Raw genomic sequence first — 14830 nt, 5'->3', positions numbered from 1 at the left:
CTTATTGACAGGAGGCAATTTAGTTTTTACTTGGATGTGCTTTTGTATTTAGAAAGCCTCCGTTAGACAAGGGATTCAGTAAAGCTAATTGCTTTGAGGCTGAATTGGGTAAATTTATAAAAAAATAAATGAGAAATAATATAATTTACAATAAAATACAGATGTATTTATATGTCGGAAAAATACGATAAAGAACAAGATTATTACAACCAGATATTACAAAAAAATACAACGGCTTATGTTATACTACAATTGTGGACAAGCTTGAAAACAAAAATATAAATAATTATAAAAGTAGAGGTTGTTATGAAAAAAATTATTACATCGTTATTTTTAATGGTTGCAGTTTTAGCTTCAGTGAGTTTAATTGCTTACGCTGATCAAGGCGCAACAGTTGCTGGAATATCTGGCGGTGGTACACAGTATAAAGGAGCTGTTGATGGAGAAAGTACACAGTATGGCTGCTATGCAGAAACTAAGTGCTATAGAGTTTCGGGTACCGAATCTGTATATGCGTATGTAGAGATTGTTAATTATGGCGGATATCTAATTGGTAATGGAAAATCAAGTACCGGTACTTCATATGCGTGTTCAGGAACACAAAGTATGAGTGGAGGATATAATGCTTACGGAAGTATTGGTACTGCAAGCGGAACTTCAAGAACATTTTGCAGGCTATACTAAACTTTCTTATGGTAATTAATACAGATAATTTAAATAAATAGGTTATGGGAAACCATAACCTATTTTGCAAAGGTGATGCTTATGATAAATTTGAAAAAATATAAAAATCTTATATATGTAATAATGATATTTTCGTTGATAATATTTACTTTTTCATTAGTAACTAGCATTATACTAACTGATTATAAAAATAATAGGGAATTAAATGCCTTGAAAAATAGTGAAACAAAGTATTTTAAGTTTACAGATTCTCAAAAGATATCTTTTGATAGCCTAGTACAAGTTCTTGGCGATTATAACAAATCTAATATTTATTTAGAATACAATCCTGTGCCTAAATATTTGCAGAATAATACTTTGTTTGGGAAATCCATATATTATAATTACAATATAGATAATAAGCTTCCTATTCTTAAAGGCAGAGCATTCACACTAGACCAAATAAAATCAAATGAAAAGCTTATATTAGTTGGGAAAAATCTAACACAATACATTATAAAGGAAAATGGCATTGATTACTTTATAATAGACGACATTAAATATAAGGTTATAGGTATATTAGGGAATAATAGTAATAAAACAGGCTATGATGATACCTTTTTAATAAATATGAAATCTATGGATTATTATTCAGATAAAAGGGCAACGTGGAGTTTAAATGTATCTAATAAAATAGATTTAAATAATATTTTAAAAATGTATCAGAAAGTAGGGATAAATAATAATACTACCTTAGAATTTGTTAGTAGTGATTTTAATGACAAGAAAATAAGTATAAAGGATTTACTTCAAAATTATCAGGATTTTATATTTATTTTTGAGATAGTATTTGGATTTGGCTTATTAAACTTAATCATTGTTGTATATTTCTGGATTGATAAGAGCGTAAAAGAGATAGGAGTTAGAAAAGCATATGGAGCAACAAATTTTAATATAGCAAAGCTAATAGTAATAAGATATGAGATAGGTGTATTAATTTCTGTAGTAATTGGAATAACTTTACACGGTTTCTTTAGAAAAGTATTGACTGCTATGTTTCCGAATTTCTCCTTTGATATATATATAGAAAATGTAACAATTGCTACAGTAATATTTATGCTTATTGGTCTCTTAGCTGCTATAATACCACTTATAAAGGCAAGAGAAGTTCAACCGATAATTATTATGAAAGGAAGACTAAAATGAATAATTTATGGTATTCTTTTAGGGAATTTAAAAATAGTATAATTTTTAAATTAATAATATTGGTTCAAATAATACTATCTATTATACTATTATATAGGGTAAATGAAATAAGAAATTATGAATATGGTAAATTAGATTTAATTCAGAAAATTACAAAGGATAAAACGATATATACATTTATATCAAATTATAATTCTGCGCAAGACCTATTAAAAGACAGTTTGGATTCTAGCAAATTTGGTGAATTTTATTCAGCAATTGTGGAAAATTACAGCTTAGTAACAGTTACGCCTGGGGAAGTATTTATGGATGTTTTTCAAAATAATAGCCAGTTTATAGATAATGATTATATTCAAATCGACAAATATAAACTAATTAATTCACTTCAGTGTAGTTCAAATTTCTTTAGCGTTTTTGATATTAAGCTTTCACAGGGAAATTTAAGTGAATTTACTGACTATACTAAATTGAATGATGATGATACCAAAGAAAAATTAGAACCTGTAATCTTGGGAGATTCATACAAGAGTTTTTTTAAGTTAAATGATATAATTAAAACTAAATATAAAACATTAAAAGTCGTAGGTTTTTTAAGGCAAAATCAATTCTATTTGGACAAAGGCATATATGATCCAAGTAGAGCTAAAAATTTAAATACATATATTATATGCCCTATTCCCTATCAAATCCAAATTGCAAATCTAAATAATGCTTTGTTAGTTTGTGATAATAGCAAAAATATAAGTTTTTCTTATATACAAAACGATATAAAGGAATTATCAAAAAAAAGTGATATAAAGTTATCTATCAACAATCCAAGTGATGCTATAACTAATTTTGTAAATACGATAACCTATAATGCTAATATCAAAATATTAATTGTATATATAATTATGTTTTTTGTTGTTATAGGGTTACTCGCTATTTTTATAAATAGGATTAATGCTAGACGAAAAGAATTTTCAGTACATTTAATGCATGGAGCAACATACATGGATATATATATAAGGATACTTTTAGAAAATTTATATTTACTAATCATGTCAACAGTATTGGCCTTTTATTATCTCCAGAGAGCTCAGGTTCGAGTATTATTTGAAATAATTAAGTTTGATTTTGGAGCATTTGAAAAAAGTGTAATAATAATTTTTATTATTATGATAATTGTAGCAATGGTTCCTATTCACAATATAAGGAAAAATAGGCTGAATTATTTAATAAAAGGAGAGTAATTATGGAGTTAATTAGTATGAAAGCTATATCTAGATTTTATGGTAAAGATGAGAATAAGGTAAATGCCCTAAAGGGTATTGATTTATCTATAAATGCTGGTGAGTTAGTAGCTATAGTTGGACCATCAGGTTCCGGTAAAACAACTCTATTGAATATTTTAGGATGCTTGGATTCACCAAGCTTTGGAGAATATTTAATAGATGGAGTAGATACTAGTAAGCTAAAAGCAAAGGAACTTGCAAAAATAAGAAATCAAAAATTTGGATTTATAGTACAAAATTTTGCATTGCTAGATGATTATACAGTTTATGAGAATATAAAAATACCATTAGATTATAGTGATGTAGCTATGAAAAATAAAAAGCAAAAAGTTAAAGAAATGTTAGGAAAGTTAAATATTGAGGATAAGTTTAACAAATATCCTACAGAATTATCTGGTGGGCAATGTCAGAGGGTATCTATTGCAAGAGCTTTGATGAATAATCCAGAAATAATCTTAGCTGATGAACCAACAGGGGCGCTAGATAGAGAAATGGGACAACAAGTAATAGATATTTTTAAAGAAATAAATAAAGAAAATAAAACCATAATAATAGTAACCCACGATTCTAATATTGCTTCACAGTGTGATAGAATAATCTCAATAGAGGACGGGAGTATAAAAAGTTAATTTTTTCTTTTGATATTTTATTAAGCTAGATTGGTAGAGTAAGAGTTTTCTTTACAATCCTATTGGCCATTTTCTCATGTAACAAAGGCATATAAGCTTCAATAGGAGCTACGAAACAACTTGGCTCAGTTTCATATGTTTTTATTCTTATATTAAAGCATCCTTCTATGACTTGGTAACTTTTTCATAGAAGACTATGCTTTTTTTATATTCGGTAGGTAATGGTCTACCCTAAATGTATTATTCTTAACTTATGTTAATTTTAGTTAACCTCCTTATAATATTAGTTTAATGCAGTTTCTGTATAATAAAATTTGTAAAGAGTAAAAATAATTTTTTTAATTTGGATGGAGGTTATTAAAATATGAAAAAGAATTTAAAAGTGCTAGTGGCCGCATTAGCAGTAACCATGACTGCAGGTATGTTTGTAGGTTGTGGAAAGCAAACTGATAATACTGCTGCTACAAATGATACAAAGAAAGCAACTGTAAGCGGATCAATAACTGCATCAGGATCTACAGCACTTCAACCATTAGCAGAGCAAGCTGCAAAGAAATTTACTGATGCTAATCCAGATGCTACAATAAATGTACAAGGCGGCGGAAGCGGAACAGGACTAACTCAGGTTATGCAGGGTGCAGTAGATATAGGAAACTCAGATTTGTTTGCAGAAGATAAATTAAAGCCAGAAGAAGCAAAACAATTAGTTGATCATAAAGTTGCAGTTGTGGGCATAGGCGTAATAGTAAACAGCAAAGTTAAGGTTGACAGCATTAAGAAAGATGACTTAATAAAGATATTCACTGGTCAAATTACTAACTGGAAAGAAGTTGGTGGAGATGACATGAAAATAACTATAATAAACAGACCATTGTCATCAGGAACAAGAGGTACATTTAAGAAATTCGCTTTAGATGGTAAGGATGAAGTCCAAGGAAAAGCATTAACAGAAGATTCAAGTGGAGCTGTTAAGAAAGCTATAGAAACAACAGATGGCTCAATAGGATACCTAGCATCTTCATATGTAAATGATCCAGCTAACTTAAGCGGTGTAAAAGTAGAAAAGCTTGATAATGTTGAAATGAACAAAGACAATATAACAAGTGGAAAATATCCTGTATGGGCATATGAGCACATGTATACAAAAGGTGAGGCTAAAGATTTAACAAAAGCATTTATTGACTACATGGGCAGTGCAGATGTAAAAACACTTATAGAGAAATTAGGCTATATTCCAACTGCAGATATGAAAGTATCTAGATAATAAAGGAAGATCAGCTTCATTTGAAGCTGGTCTTATTTTTATTATAAATTAACGATGATGGCTGTTTTGCATTGATGGCCTATTAATTAATTAAATTGGCGTAATTACTAGTTATTTATTGTTAATAAAAAAATACAACGCGCCTTTTTAAAGTGCGTTGTAGAGCTCATAAGGCAATTTTTTTGTTTTAGCGTTTTTTATTAAAGTAATTAAGGCATTTGTAATATATTCTTTTGCATCCATGAATTTATCGTAGGTAAACAGTTTTTTGGCCTCAAAATTATTATCCAGAAGTTCTAGAACATCATTATATATGTAGACTATAATTTGGCCATCCTTATCAACTGCGAAAGTTATAATATCTCCAAATTTAAATTTTAGAAGCTCCACAGTAAAACCTTGTTGATCATTTTTAATAAATGATTTTATTAAACCATCTATAGGTTTTAATCTTTTATCAAGTCTAAGAAGCCTTAAAATACAATCTGCTAAAATTAAATTGTCAGTTTTGTGTAACATAAGAATTCACCTCACCAAGGTAATTATCTACAAAGTTTACCTTGTTTATATGATAATACTTTTATATTTTTTAAAAATTTAGTTTATGTTAAGTCTATGTAAAATATACTTCAAATAAGTTTAAATTCATTATTCTTAGAAATTAACGTATACTTAACAAGAATTTCTCTTACCTATAACTATGAAATGGTATATTTTACGTGAGAATTAAAAGATATTATTTATTAATGATGAGAGGAAAATCAATTTTAAATTCAATAATAAAATAAAAATATCATTAAGTAAGATTTTAAATTTTAAACTTAGAGTTCCCTTCAAGAACAAAATGCCATGGTAAATGAACTTTCCAAGTCAATTTCTATGTTTAGAATTTAAAGCCCAAATGTACAACTTAATAAATATTTAAGGTTTGCTTTATAAGTAATTTATAAACTGAATGTAAACTTGAATTGTGGAAAGAATTATTAAAAACAGGAGGCTGGACAATTAGTAATTATTCAGTTCCCAGAGAATAACAGGAGGGATAGTAATGAACAAAAAAATAGTGGCTCTTGTCACTAGCTTGGCACTTGGTGGTACAATGCTCATAACTACTGCCTTTGCAAGTGCAAATGAAGTGTCTGGTTACGACACCTACAAAGCAGCTTTACTTAATATGCAAAATGTAAAAAGTCTAACTTGTAAGGCAGACGTATCTGTAAAGGACAATGGTAATAGTTTAATTGCAGCTGATTCACAGGTTAAAGTGAACCTAGACAATAAAACTATGAGCAGTACTGTAGATTTAAAGAACGGCAGCATAGAAAAATCTGTTAGCGTGTTTAAGGAAATAGACAAAACTATTACTAAAACAAGCGATAGCGATGTCTATAATGTAATTCAGCTTAACAAATCAAATGAAAATAAAGCTTCTAACAAAAAAGATGAGAAAATAAGTCCTGAAAGGCTGCAAAGCTTAACTAACATAGTGGATGCTTTAGTAGGAAACATGAAGAGTTACTTTACATTAAGCAATAATACTGATGGAAACAAGACAGTAACAGTTAAGCTTTCTGAAAGTCAGGTATTACCTGTAGCTAATGCCGTAGCTTCAGCTATTATGAAGGATAAAGGCGCCTTTGAAGTAAAGGAAAATAAACTAGGAAGTAATTTTACAGTTAATGTTCCAAAACTTGAGAGTGATATTAGAGTAACTAGCATAGATGTAACAGCTAATATTAATAAAGATAATATTATAGATAGCCAGGTTATCAATGTTACTTTAGTTGGAAAAGATGCAAATGGTATAGAACATAATTTAACGGCTGTAGTAAATATGAACATATCTAACATGAATAATACTACACCAGATTTTGTCAATTTAAGTGGGAAACAGACAAAGACAGTAACAGAGCAGAATTTTAGATATAGAAATTAGTTTTAATACTAAATAGCGAGGCAGCATTGCCTCGCTTAGTTTTAATTGGAGATGATTGCTTGGAAAAAGTTTTAGAAGTAAAAGAAGTTACCAAGAAATATAAAAATGGCAGAGGTATAGAAAATATAAGTTTTGACATATATAAAGGAGACATTTATGGTTTTCTTGGGCCAAATGGTGCTGGAAAGACAACCTTAATGAAAATTATCACTGGACTAGTTAAAGCTGATAAAGGTGAGGTGAAAATTTTTAAATACAATCTTAATACTGATTTTGAAAAAGCAATGAAAAGAGTAGGAGCAATTGTAGAAGATGCTTCAGCTTATGAATACATGAGTGCATATAATAATTTAAAGCTATCAGCAAGGCTATACTCAAATGTAAATAAAAAGGACATTGAAGAAGTTCTAGAGCTTGTGGGACTATCAAAATATAAAGATGAAAAGGTTTCTGACTTCTCTTTAGGAATGAAGCAAAGATTAGCCATAGCATCAGCTCTATTAGCCAGACCAGATTTTGTTATTTTAGATGAGCCAACTAATGGATTAGATATAGAGGGTGTAGTAGAAATAAGAAATGCTATAAAAGATTTGGCAGAAAGTAAAGGAATAAGCTTTTTTATTTCAAGTCATCAAATTCATGAGATTGAGCTTGTTTGTAACAGAGTAGGAATTATTTATAACGGAAGATTAATTCGAGAGGGTCAAGTTTCAGAAATTTTAAATAATAATAAAGAATCCTTAGAAGACTTCTTTATAAGACAGCTTAAAGAAAGCAGGATGGAGGCGTAAATGAATATTGTAATTAAAAACTCAATTAATGAGTTAAACAAGATGTTTTTAAGGAAAAAGAATGTATTCTTTTTATCTTTAACTGCAATAATTACATTGTTTTTTTCTATTGTCTTAAATTTATTTCAAAACAAGTTTGGGATTACAGCTGTTATTGGATCAAATTATTCCATAGCAGTATTAGGGTTTTTCGTAAAAATCTTTTTGCCATTATTCATATTTCTAGCTTCAGCAGATGTATTATCTGGCGAACTGCAGCATAAAACCCTAAAGCTTTCAATAACAAGGCCCATAAGCAGATTTAAGATATATCTATCTAAAAATCTTGCTATTGCAGCATATACAATAATTTACTTACTGGCAGTTTTTATAATCTCAAATTTAGGAGCCTTGTTTTTTAGCGTAAAAGGAGATATGGTTAGCGGGATTTTAAGAAGCTTCGCTGCATATGCCATAGATATTATTCCATGCGTAGTACTTACTACTACAGCAGTTTTTATAGCACAATTTTTTAAAAGCAGCAGTACCGCTTTAATAAGCAGTATTTTTATTTATATAGCACTATACTTTTTATCTATGTTTTTTCCAATGGTGCTTCGTTTAAGCTTTACGAATTATTTAGATTTGCACGTTTTATGGCTTTCAGGTAGTGTTGGGGTACTTAAAATTATAAATACCCTTATGATGGTTGTATCATATGGTATAATATTCTTTAGTGCAGGGTTTTATTTCTTTGATAAAAGGAATCTGTAGAATACAGGTTTAAGGTGATAGATATGTCCTTAAGAATAAGGCTGATAATTTCATATGTTGCAATGATAGTAGTTCCAATTGTTTTATCAATTATTACATCGATAATAATCATGGTTCTTTTTTTGAGAAGTGCTGCTGGAATTTACAACATTAATTTAACTATTAACCCCTATAAACAAATAATAGAAAAGGGTGTTAACTTATACAATGATATTAAAACAACTGCAGGAAGTAATCCGGAAAAATTTGAGGACAAAAGTTATATTTCTGAGCTAGACAGCAAATTAAGCAGGGTTAATTCAGGAATTATAATTAGGAAAAATAATGAAGTTATATACAATTCTAAAATTCTTGATAACTCTCCAATTATAAAAAATCTACCTAAGTTTGGCAGAAGTGACGAAGATAAAGTTGATCGCATGGAGCTGCGAGGGGATTCCTCATTAATAAGACAGCAGGATTTTTATTTTAAAGATAAAAGTGAAGGGACTATTTTTTTAGTTACTTATATTGGTCCCCTAGAGAAAATAATAGAAAGACTTATTACTACAATAATTATTGCAATTATACTTATTTTAATTTTAACTGATGGAGTCCTAACCTTTTTAGTTTCTAGAAGCGTTTTTAAACCTATAGAAGAATTAAAAAATGCAGCTAATCAAATTAAAGAGGGAAATTTGGACTTTGAAATAAAGACAAATGCTAAAGATGAAATAGGAGAACTTTGTCTAGCCTTCGAAGAAATGCGGGGTAAACTCAAAGAGTCTGTAGATATGCAATTCCAATATGAAAATAATAGGAAGGAATTGATTTCTAATATTTCACATGATTTAAAAACACCTGTTACAGCCATTAAAGGCTATGTTGAAGGCATTATGGATGGAGTAGCGGCATCACCTGAAAAGATGGATAAATATATTAAGACCATTTATAGCAAAACTACTGATATTGACAGGCTCATTGATGAATTATTTTTATTTTCAAAGCTTGATTTAAATAAACTTCCCTTTAATTTTGAAATAACTGACATTACTTCTTATATGCTAGATTGTGTGGAAGAACTTCAATTAGATTTAGAAAAGAAAAACTTTGAATTAATATATCACAATTATATTAAGGGCAGCAGTACTGTTTTAGCTGACAGAGAGAGAATAAAAAGAGTAATTACTAATATTGTAGAAAACGCTATTAAGTACACAAAAAAAGATAAAGGAAAAATTGAAATAAATTTAAGTGAAAATAATAACTATATACAATTTCAAATTAAAGATAATGGGCAAGGTATTCCGGAAAAAGATATTCCATATATTTTTGATAGATTTTTTAGAGCAGATTTATCAAGAAATACATTAACTGGAGGCAGCGGGCTTGGACTTGCAATTGCAAAGCTAATTATTGAGGAACATGGCGGTAGAATTTGGGCTGAGAGCACTGAAGGAATAGGAACAAGTATATATTTTACATTAAGACAGAAAGATATATAAAAAGGTAGTGGGATAATATGAAGAAAATACTCATAATTGAAGATGAAAGAAGCATTGCAGAGCTTGAAAGAGATTATTTAGAAATTGATGGTTTTCAAGTTGAAATTGAGGAAGATGGGGAAAAAGGTCTTAATCGAGGAAAGAGCGGGGATTATGCTTTGATAATCCTGGACTTAATGCTGCCTAGAATGGACGGTTTTGAAATATGCAAGCAGATACGCTTAGAAAAGGATATTCCAATTCTTATGGTATCGGCAAAAAAAGAGGATATTGATAAAATAAGAGGCTTGGGCCTGGGTGCTGATGATTACATAACAAAACCTTTTAGCCCAAGTGAATTAGTAGCAAGGGTAAAGGCCCATCTATCAAGATATGAAAGACTTATGGGTAAAACAGATAATAAAAAGGAGGAAATTAGAATAAGAGGCCTTTTCATAGATAAGGTTTCAAGAAGAGTTTTTATAAATAACAAGGAAGTAACTCTAACTGCAAAAGAATTTGATCTTTTAACACTTTTAGCTATGAATCCTAATAGGGTATTTAGCAAGGAGGAATTATTTGAACGTATTTGGGACTTGGATTCTATAGGTGATATAGCTACAGTTACTGTTCACATTAGAAAATTAAGGGAGAAAATCGAAGCTGATCCCTCCAACCCTCAATACGTAGAAACTTTATGGGGAGCAGGATACAGGTTTAAAATATAAATGATATTTATTTTCATTAGAAAGTGTTATAATGTTATTATCTTAAAAGGAATACAGGAGGCACAATGATTAATAATCATTGTGTACAGAATAAGGAATACAGGAGGCGTAACAATTGATAATTGTTACGTACAAATAAGGAATACAGGAGGGTTTATATGAGCAAATGTGATAACTGTGCTAGTAAAGGAAAATGCGGCAGCAATGAAGCTACCTGTTCTGCATTAATTCCTAGCTACGGCAGCATTAAAAATATAATTGGAGTAATGAGTGGGAAAGGCGGAGTAGGTAAATCTACTGTTACAGGTATTCTTGCAACTAAGCTTAGAAGTCTTGGATACAAAGTTGGAGTTTTAGATGGTGATATAACAGGACCTTCTATGCCTAGATTCTTTGGTATAAATGAAAAGAGAGCAGATATAGTCCAAGGTAAAACTGAAGAAGAGGCTAAATTTATTCCAGTTGAAACAACTACTGGGATAAAGGTAATTTCTTTAAACCTATTAACAGAGGAAGAAGAACAACCAGTCATTTGGAGAGGTCCAGTGCTTACTGGCGTTATGACTCAAATGTTTAGAGATACTGAATGGGGAGAACTTGACTATCTATTAATAGATATGCCTCCTGGAACAGGGGATTTAGCACTTACAGTTATGCAGAGCATTCCTCTTAATGGTGTTGTAATAGCAGCTACTCCACAGGATATGGTTACTATGATTGTTAAAAAGGTAGTTATTATGGCACAAAAGATGAAGATAAGGGTATTTGGTGTTGTAGAAAATATGTCTTATATTAAATGTGGAAACTGCGGTGAAAAGCTAAAGGTATTTAGTAAAAAATCCGGCAAAGAACAGGCGGAAATCTTAGGAATTCCTTTAATAGCAGAGCTTCCAATTGACCTTGACTTAGTAGAAAGCATGGAAAGTGGAAAAATTGAAGACTTTATTAATCTATCCTCAGAATATAATGACTTATTAAGAAACTTCATGACCCTACAATAATTTTTGTTATAATTAGTTTAATATAGGAAACAATATTATTGTTAATTATAAATTTTTGCATTTTCTTTAAGAAAGAGGAGGATTTTTATGAAAGCTTATGTTGATAAAGAGACTTGTATTTCCTGTGGATTATGTCCATCCTTATGCCCTGAGGTTTTTGAAATGGAGGATGACGGCAAGGCTGGTGTTATTACTGATACAGTTCCAGCTGATGCTGAAGGAAGTGCTAAGGAAGCAGAAGAGTCCTGCCCGGTAAATGCTATTTCTGTATCCTAAAGAATATTAAAGACACTGAATTTTAATAGTTCAGTGTCTTTTTTAAAAATAATATAATAATTTTAGGTTTCTTGAGCTAAAAATTAATTTTTAACTGAAGATATATTTTGCTTATTTATTACTGAAAATATTTGTTTTAAAGGCAGTATAGCAAGTACAATTAAGCAGAGAATTGCATCTGGTGCAAGGTAGCCGAAATTATAGAAAAAGGAGTAATAAGCTGCAGACATACCTTGGGGAGCATAGCTGCCGTAGAATATAAGACCAGATATAAAATGAAAAATAAATCTTACAGCAATAGATATAAGTACTCCAGCAAGCATGGTGAACTTTGACTTATTTCTAAAATAGCCAGCTATACCAATAGCAGAAAAAGCTAAAGGATAATCAAAAAGAACTTGCACAGGATGTAATATATATGGTGCTAGAATAAAATCAATTACTCCAAAAATAATTCCTGTAAGAAAACCAATTTCTGGTCCATAAAATAGGGCAATAATAAAAATGGGTACCATACTTCCTAGTGTGGCACTGCCACCCATAGGAGCTTGATAAAATTTAACCATTTTTAAAACTGCTCCTAATGCAAGAGCAACCCCCACATTTGTAATTATTGAGGTTGAGAACTTAATATTTTTTACTTTAATAAAAATAACTGCTAATATTATTAAACCAATAATAGCGAAAATTGCCGATGGATGTTTGGGGACATCTGCAAACCCTTGACTAATACCACTAAAATCAATTCCTGAAAATTTTAAACTAAAACCATTCATACAAACTCTCCTCTTTTCTTTGTTGTGAAAGAAACGCCTTAGATAATATCGCCACACTATTAAGTAAAATAAAAAAACCGTATTTTGGAATACGGTTTTATATCTAACAAAATCGCTTTCCTACGCTGGTATTAACCAGATCAGGTATGAGGGTTATTGGATTAAATCCTTTTCTCAGCCTATAGGCACCCCTAGCACAAAAATATTTATTTACATCCATTATAATATATTTAGCAGCTTTTAACAATAATTTTTAAATTATAATCTGACCAATTGTGTGGTTAACCATTTGAAGCTTACTAGGCTCAAAGTTAATAGTAGAACCAGCTTTTACATTCGAAGGTAAATGAGCTAAACCGATGCTGATGTTTCTACCATCAGGAAGGGAAACATATGCTTCAGTACTAAACACTTCAATTACTATTCCTTGCATTAGCGTTCTTTCCTATTCTTAATAGTTTTATCGATGTCATGAGCATTAGTTAGGCTATTATCCATTATATCTATTCCTTCACCAACTGGTCCTTTTCTCTTGTTTGCCATAGGTACCTTTCCTACAATACCTTTTTTGCTTTTTCCTGTAGCCATTTCATCAGCTCCTAATTTAATATAAACTATATTAAATATTAAAAAGGTTTATATATTTAATATAGTAATCATAATTATTTTTGACTATTGTCTTTTAATTATTCAATTAAATTAAAAGTTAGTAATACTTTGAGGGCTATTTGAAAAAAATTAATTTGTAATATAAAAGTTAGAGAAACATCGGGTTATTTATTATATAAGTCATTATAAATAATTTTAAAAACCTCTAGTGCTTCTTCAATTTTTTCCTTCAAAAGTGTTTTCTTACTTTCAAATTCTTTAATTCCTTCTTCCGTTAAGGTGTATATTTTTTGTATTTTCTTTTTTTCATCATCCCACTTACCAATAACAAGATTATTTTTTTCAAATTTTTTCAATAGGGGATATATGCCTCCAGTACTAGGAATCCAGTTGCCGTTGGTATTTTCTCCGATTTTATGTGATATATCATTACCATTTGTGGGACCTAAGCTTAGAATATAGAGAACATATAAAGGAAGAAGGCCCTTTGTAAAAACTTGACCAACAGCCTCTTTCTCGTTTTTAATCCTTTTAAGCTCATTTAGTTTTTGCTTATATTCCTCATAAAGCCGCTTTTCTTCAGCTTTTATATCTCTATCCAACTATTACACATCCCTTACTACAACCACTCCTAAAAGGCCTGGGCCAGTATGAACACCTAAGGCAGGACTTATATCTCCAAAATGAAGAGCAGTTAAATTGGCTTCGCCTAAGAAGGAATCATAAAGCTTTTTACCTTCCTCTAGGGCACCTCCTTGCAGAACAAAAAGCTTTGCTTTGGTAGTTTTAATTGTCTCTTTAGCAATATCTATTAATTTATTTATAGACTGCTTTCTTCCCCTTACTTTTGCATAAGTAAAATATTTACCCTCCTCATCAACTGATATTATTGGCTTTATATGAAGAAATTCTCCAATAGTAGCAGACACTTTACCTATTCTGCCGCCTTTTTTTAAATATTCTAGGGTTTCTACCACATAGTATACCGAAATGCGACTTTTAATAGAGGGGAGCTCATCTACTATCTCTTCAAAACTTTTACCTTCATTTATAAGATTACCGCATTCCTCAACTATTGCACCCAATCCAGCAGAAAGGGTTTTGGAATCAAATAAACAGGTTATTAAATTTGGATGATTCTCACTTACAAGCTTAACTGCATTAAAGGTCCCAGATAAGCCTGAAGAAATTGTTATAGCAATAACATGAGTAAAGTCTTCCATTTCAAGTGTGCTATAAATGTTTTCCATATCTTGAATTGAAGGCATTGAGGTAGTTGGGATTTCTATATTTAGGTAGTCATACACCTCTTTAGGAGTAATATTAACCCGGTCTATATACTCTTTCTCCTTATAAATAATTCTTAAAGGCATTATTTTTACATTGTATTTATTTATTAACTCTACTGTTAAATCACAGGAACTATCAGAAATCAAAGCTATTTTACTCAAAATATTTACA

18 protein-coding genes and 1 riboswitch are annotated in these 14830 nt (G+C 30.2%); of the genes, 12 read left to right on the top strand and 6 right to left on the bottom strand.

Going from position 1 to position 14830, the window contains the following annotated elements:
• Window positions 1-306 precede the first annotated feature (306 nt).
• The 5 genes from ACJDUG_RS11170 (at window position 307) to ACJDUG_RS11150 (ending at window position 5036) form a co-directional block, all read left to right on the top strand.
• Entirely contained in the window at window positions 307-684 is a 378-nt protein-coding gene (locus tag ACJDUG_RS11170; RefSeq protein ID WP_406769974.1) for a hypothetical protein, read from the top strand.
• Between the two features lie 81 nt (window positions 685-765).
• Window positions 766-1869, top strand: a complete 1104-nt coding sequence (locus tag ACJDUG_RS11165; protein ID WP_406769973.1) for an ABC transporter permease — start codon at window positions 766-768, stop codon at window positions 1867-1869.
• Complete coding sequence (locus ACJDUG_RS11160) at window positions 1866-3101, top strand: hypothetical protein (RefSeq protein ID WP_406769972.1); 1236 nt, start codon at window positions 1866-1868, stop codon at window positions 3099-3101. Before ACJDUG_RS11165 ends, ACJDUG_RS11160 begins: the two co-directional genes overlap by 4 nt.
• 2 nt (window positions 3102-3103) lie before the next feature.
• The gene (locus ACJDUG_RS11155) at window positions 3104-3772 is read left to right on the top strand and encodes an ABC transporter ATP-binding protein (protein ID WP_406769971.1); all 669 of its coding nucleotides are present in this window, start codon (window positions 3104-3106) and stop codon (window positions 3770-3772) included.
• A gap of 364 nt (window positions 3773-4136) precedes the next feature.
• A complete protein-coding gene (locus ACJDUG_RS11150) occupies window positions 4137-5036 on the top strand; it encodes a phosphate ABC transporter substrate-binding protein (protein WP_406769970.1) in 900 nt (299 codons plus the stop codon).
• A 147-nt stretch (window positions 5037-5183) separates the two neighbouring features.
• Here the strand turns inward: ACJDUG_RS11150 and ACJDUG_RS11145 are convergent, their stop codons facing one another.
• Window positions 5184-5555, bottom strand: coding sequence for a hypothetical protein (locus ACJDUG_RS11145; protein ID WP_406769969.1), 372 nt, complete (start codon window positions 5553-5555; stop codon window positions 5184-5186).
• Between the two features lie 529 nt (window positions 5556-6084).
• Here ACJDUG_RS11145 and ACJDUG_RS11140 point away from each other — a divergent pair.
• From ACJDUG_RS11140 to ACJDUG_RS11110, 7 genes are all read left to right on the top strand, one after another.
• The gene (locus ACJDUG_RS11140; protein WP_406769968.1) at window positions 6085-6972 is read left to right on the top strand and encodes a hypothetical protein; all 888 of its coding nucleotides are present in this window, start codon (window positions 6085-6087) and stop codon (window positions 6970-6972) included.
• A gap of 59 nt (window positions 6973-7031) precedes the next feature.
• Window positions 7032-7763 (top strand): ABC transporter ATP-binding protein, encoded by a 732-nt coding sequence (locus ACJDUG_RS11135; RefSeq protein WP_406769967.1) that lies wholly within the window; start codon window positions 7032-7034, stop codon window positions 7761-7763.
• On the top strand, window positions 7764-8516 hold the full coding sequence (locus tag ACJDUG_RS11130; RefSeq protein ID WP_406769966.1) for an ABC transporter permease: 753 nt from the start codon (window positions 7764-7766) through the stop codon (window positions 8514-8516).
• A gap of 23 nt (window positions 8517-8539) precedes the next feature.
• Window positions 8540-10000, top strand: a complete 1461-nt coding sequence (locus ACJDUG_RS11125) for a HAMP domain-containing sensor histidine kinase (RefSeq protein ID WP_406769965.1) — start codon at window positions 8540-8542, stop codon at window positions 9998-10000.
• A gap of 17 nt (window positions 10001-10017) precedes the next feature.
• Complete coding sequence (locus tag ACJDUG_RS11120) at window positions 10018-10707, top strand: response regulator transcription factor (RefSeq protein ID WP_406769964.1); 690 nt, start codon at window positions 10018-10020, stop codon at window positions 10705-10707.
• Between the two features lie 158 nt (window positions 10708-10865).
• Window positions 10866-11708 (top strand): Mrp/NBP35 family ATP-binding protein, encoded by an 843-nt coding sequence (locus tag ACJDUG_RS11115; RefSeq protein ID WP_406769963.1) that lies wholly within the window; start codon window positions 10866-10868, stop codon window positions 11706-11708.
• A gap of 87 nt (window positions 11709-11795) precedes the next feature.
• Complete coding sequence (locus tag ACJDUG_RS11110; RefSeq protein WP_406769962.1) at window positions 11796-11984, top strand: ferredoxin; 189 nt, start codon at window positions 11796-11798, stop codon at window positions 11982-11984.
• 83 nt (window positions 11985-12067) lie between these two features.
• On the opposite strand, the gene thiT is transcribed toward ACJDUG_RS11110, so the two are convergent.
• The 5 genes from thiT to ACJDUG_RS11085 all read right to left on the bottom strand — a co-directional run bounded on the left by thiT (window position 12068) and on the right by ACJDUG_RS11085 (window position 14820).
• Complete coding sequence (gene thiT / locus ACJDUG_RS11105) at window positions 12068-12760, bottom strand: energy-coupled thiamine transporter ThiT (RefSeq protein WP_406769961.1); 693 nt, start codon at window positions 12758-12760, stop codon at window positions 12068-12070.
• A gap of 100 nt (window positions 12761-12860) precedes the next feature.
• Window positions 12861-12963, bottom strand: a riboswitch (TPP riboswitch).
• Between the two features lie 50 nt (window positions 12964-13013).
• Entirely contained in the window at window positions 13014-13193 is a 180-nt protein-coding gene (locus ACJDUG_RS11100; RefSeq protein ID WP_406769960.1) for a hypothetical protein, read from the bottom strand.
• Window positions 13193-13348 carry a hypothetical protein gene (locus ACJDUG_RS11095; RefSeq protein ID WP_406769959.1) on the bottom strand — a complete coding sequence of 52 codons (156 nt, stop codon included), beginning with the start codon at window positions 13346-13348 and terminating at the stop codon, window positions 13193-13195. The genes ACJDUG_RS11100 and ACJDUG_RS11095 overlap by 1 nt, the downstream gene beginning before the upstream one ends.
• A gap of 185 nt (window positions 13349-13533) precedes the next feature.
• Window positions 13534-13971, bottom strand: coding sequence for a PadR family transcriptional regulator (locus ACJDUG_RS11090; RefSeq protein WP_406769958.1), 438 nt, complete (start codon window positions 13969-13971; stop codon window positions 13534-13536).
• A gap of 3 nt (window positions 13972-13974) precedes the next feature.
• The gene (locus ACJDUG_RS11085; RefSeq protein WP_406769957.1) at window positions 13975-14820 is read right to left on the bottom strand and encodes a DegV family protein; all 846 of its coding nucleotides are present in this window, start codon (window positions 14818-14820) and stop codon (window positions 13975-13977) included.
• Window positions 14821-14830: the final 10 nt, after the last annotated feature.

Origin of the sequence: Candidatus Clostridium stratigraminis (assembly GCF_045310675.1) — a bacterium.
Lineage (GTDB): Bacteria > Bacillota > Clostridia > Clostridiales > Clostridiaceae > Clostridium_AT > Clostridium_AT stratigraminis.
This window is presented reverse-complemented; position numbering and strand designations above follow the sequence as displayed.

Bases quoted from the DNA above. Each gene is read 5' to 3' on its own strand.
- ACJDUG_RS11170 (WP_406769974.1), top strand. From the start codon at position 307: ATGAAAAAAATTATTACATCGTTATTTTTAATGGTTGCAGTTTTAGCT.
- ACJDUG_RS11165 (WP_406769973.1), top strand. From the start codon at position 766: ATGATAAATTTGAAAAAATATAAAAATCTTATATATGTAATAATGATA.
- ACJDUG_RS11160 (WP_406769972.1), top strand. From the start codon at position 1,866: ATGAATAATTTATGGTATTCTTTTAGGGAATTTAAAAATAGTATAATT.
- ACJDUG_RS11155 (WP_406769971.1), top strand. From the start codon at position 3,104: ATGGAGTTAATTAGTATGAAAGCTATATCTAGATTTTATGGTAAAGAT.
- ACJDUG_RS11150 (WP_406769970.1), top strand. From the start codon at position 4,137: ATGAAAAAGAATTTAAAAGTGCTAGTGGCCGCATTAGCAGTAACCATG.
- ACJDUG_RS11145 (WP_406769969.1), bottom strand. From the start codon at position 5,555: ATGTTACACAAAACTGACAATTTAATTTTAGCAGATTGTATTTTAAGG.
- ACJDUG_RS11140 (WP_406769968.1), top strand. From the start codon at position 6,085: ATGAACAAAAAAATAGTGGCTCTTGTCACTAGCTTGGCACTTGGTGGT.
- ACJDUG_RS11130 (WP_406769966.1), top strand. From the start codon at position 7,764: ATGAATATTGTAATTAAAAACTCAATTAATGAGTTAAACAAGATGTTT.
- ACJDUG_RS11125 (WP_406769965.1), top strand. From the start codon at position 8,540: ATGTCCTTAAGAATAAGGCTGATAATTTCATATGTTGCAATGATAGTA.
- ACJDUG_RS11120 (WP_406769964.1), top strand. From the start codon at position 10,018: ATGAAGAAAATACTCATAATTGAAGATGAAAGAAGCATTGCAGAGCTT.
- ACJDUG_RS11115 (WP_406769963.1), top strand. From the start codon at position 10,866: ATGAGCAAATGTGATAACTGTGCTAGTAAAGGAAAATGCGGCAGCAAT.
- ACJDUG_RS11110 (WP_406769962.1), top strand. From the start codon at position 11,796: ATGAAAGCTTATGTTGATAAAGAGACTTGTATTTCCTGTGGATTATGT.
- thiT (WP_406769961.1), bottom strand. From the start codon at position 12,760: ATGAATGGTTTTAGTTTAAAATTTTCAGGAATTGATTTTAGTGGTATT.
- ACJDUG_RS11100 (WP_406769960.1), bottom strand. From the start codon at position 13,193: ATGCAAGGAATAGTAATTGAAGTGTTTAGTACTGAAGCATATGTTTCC.
- ACJDUG_RS11095 (WP_406769959.1), bottom strand. From the start codon at position 13,348: ATGGCTACAGGAAAAAGCAAAAAAGGTATTGTAGGAAAGGTACCTATG.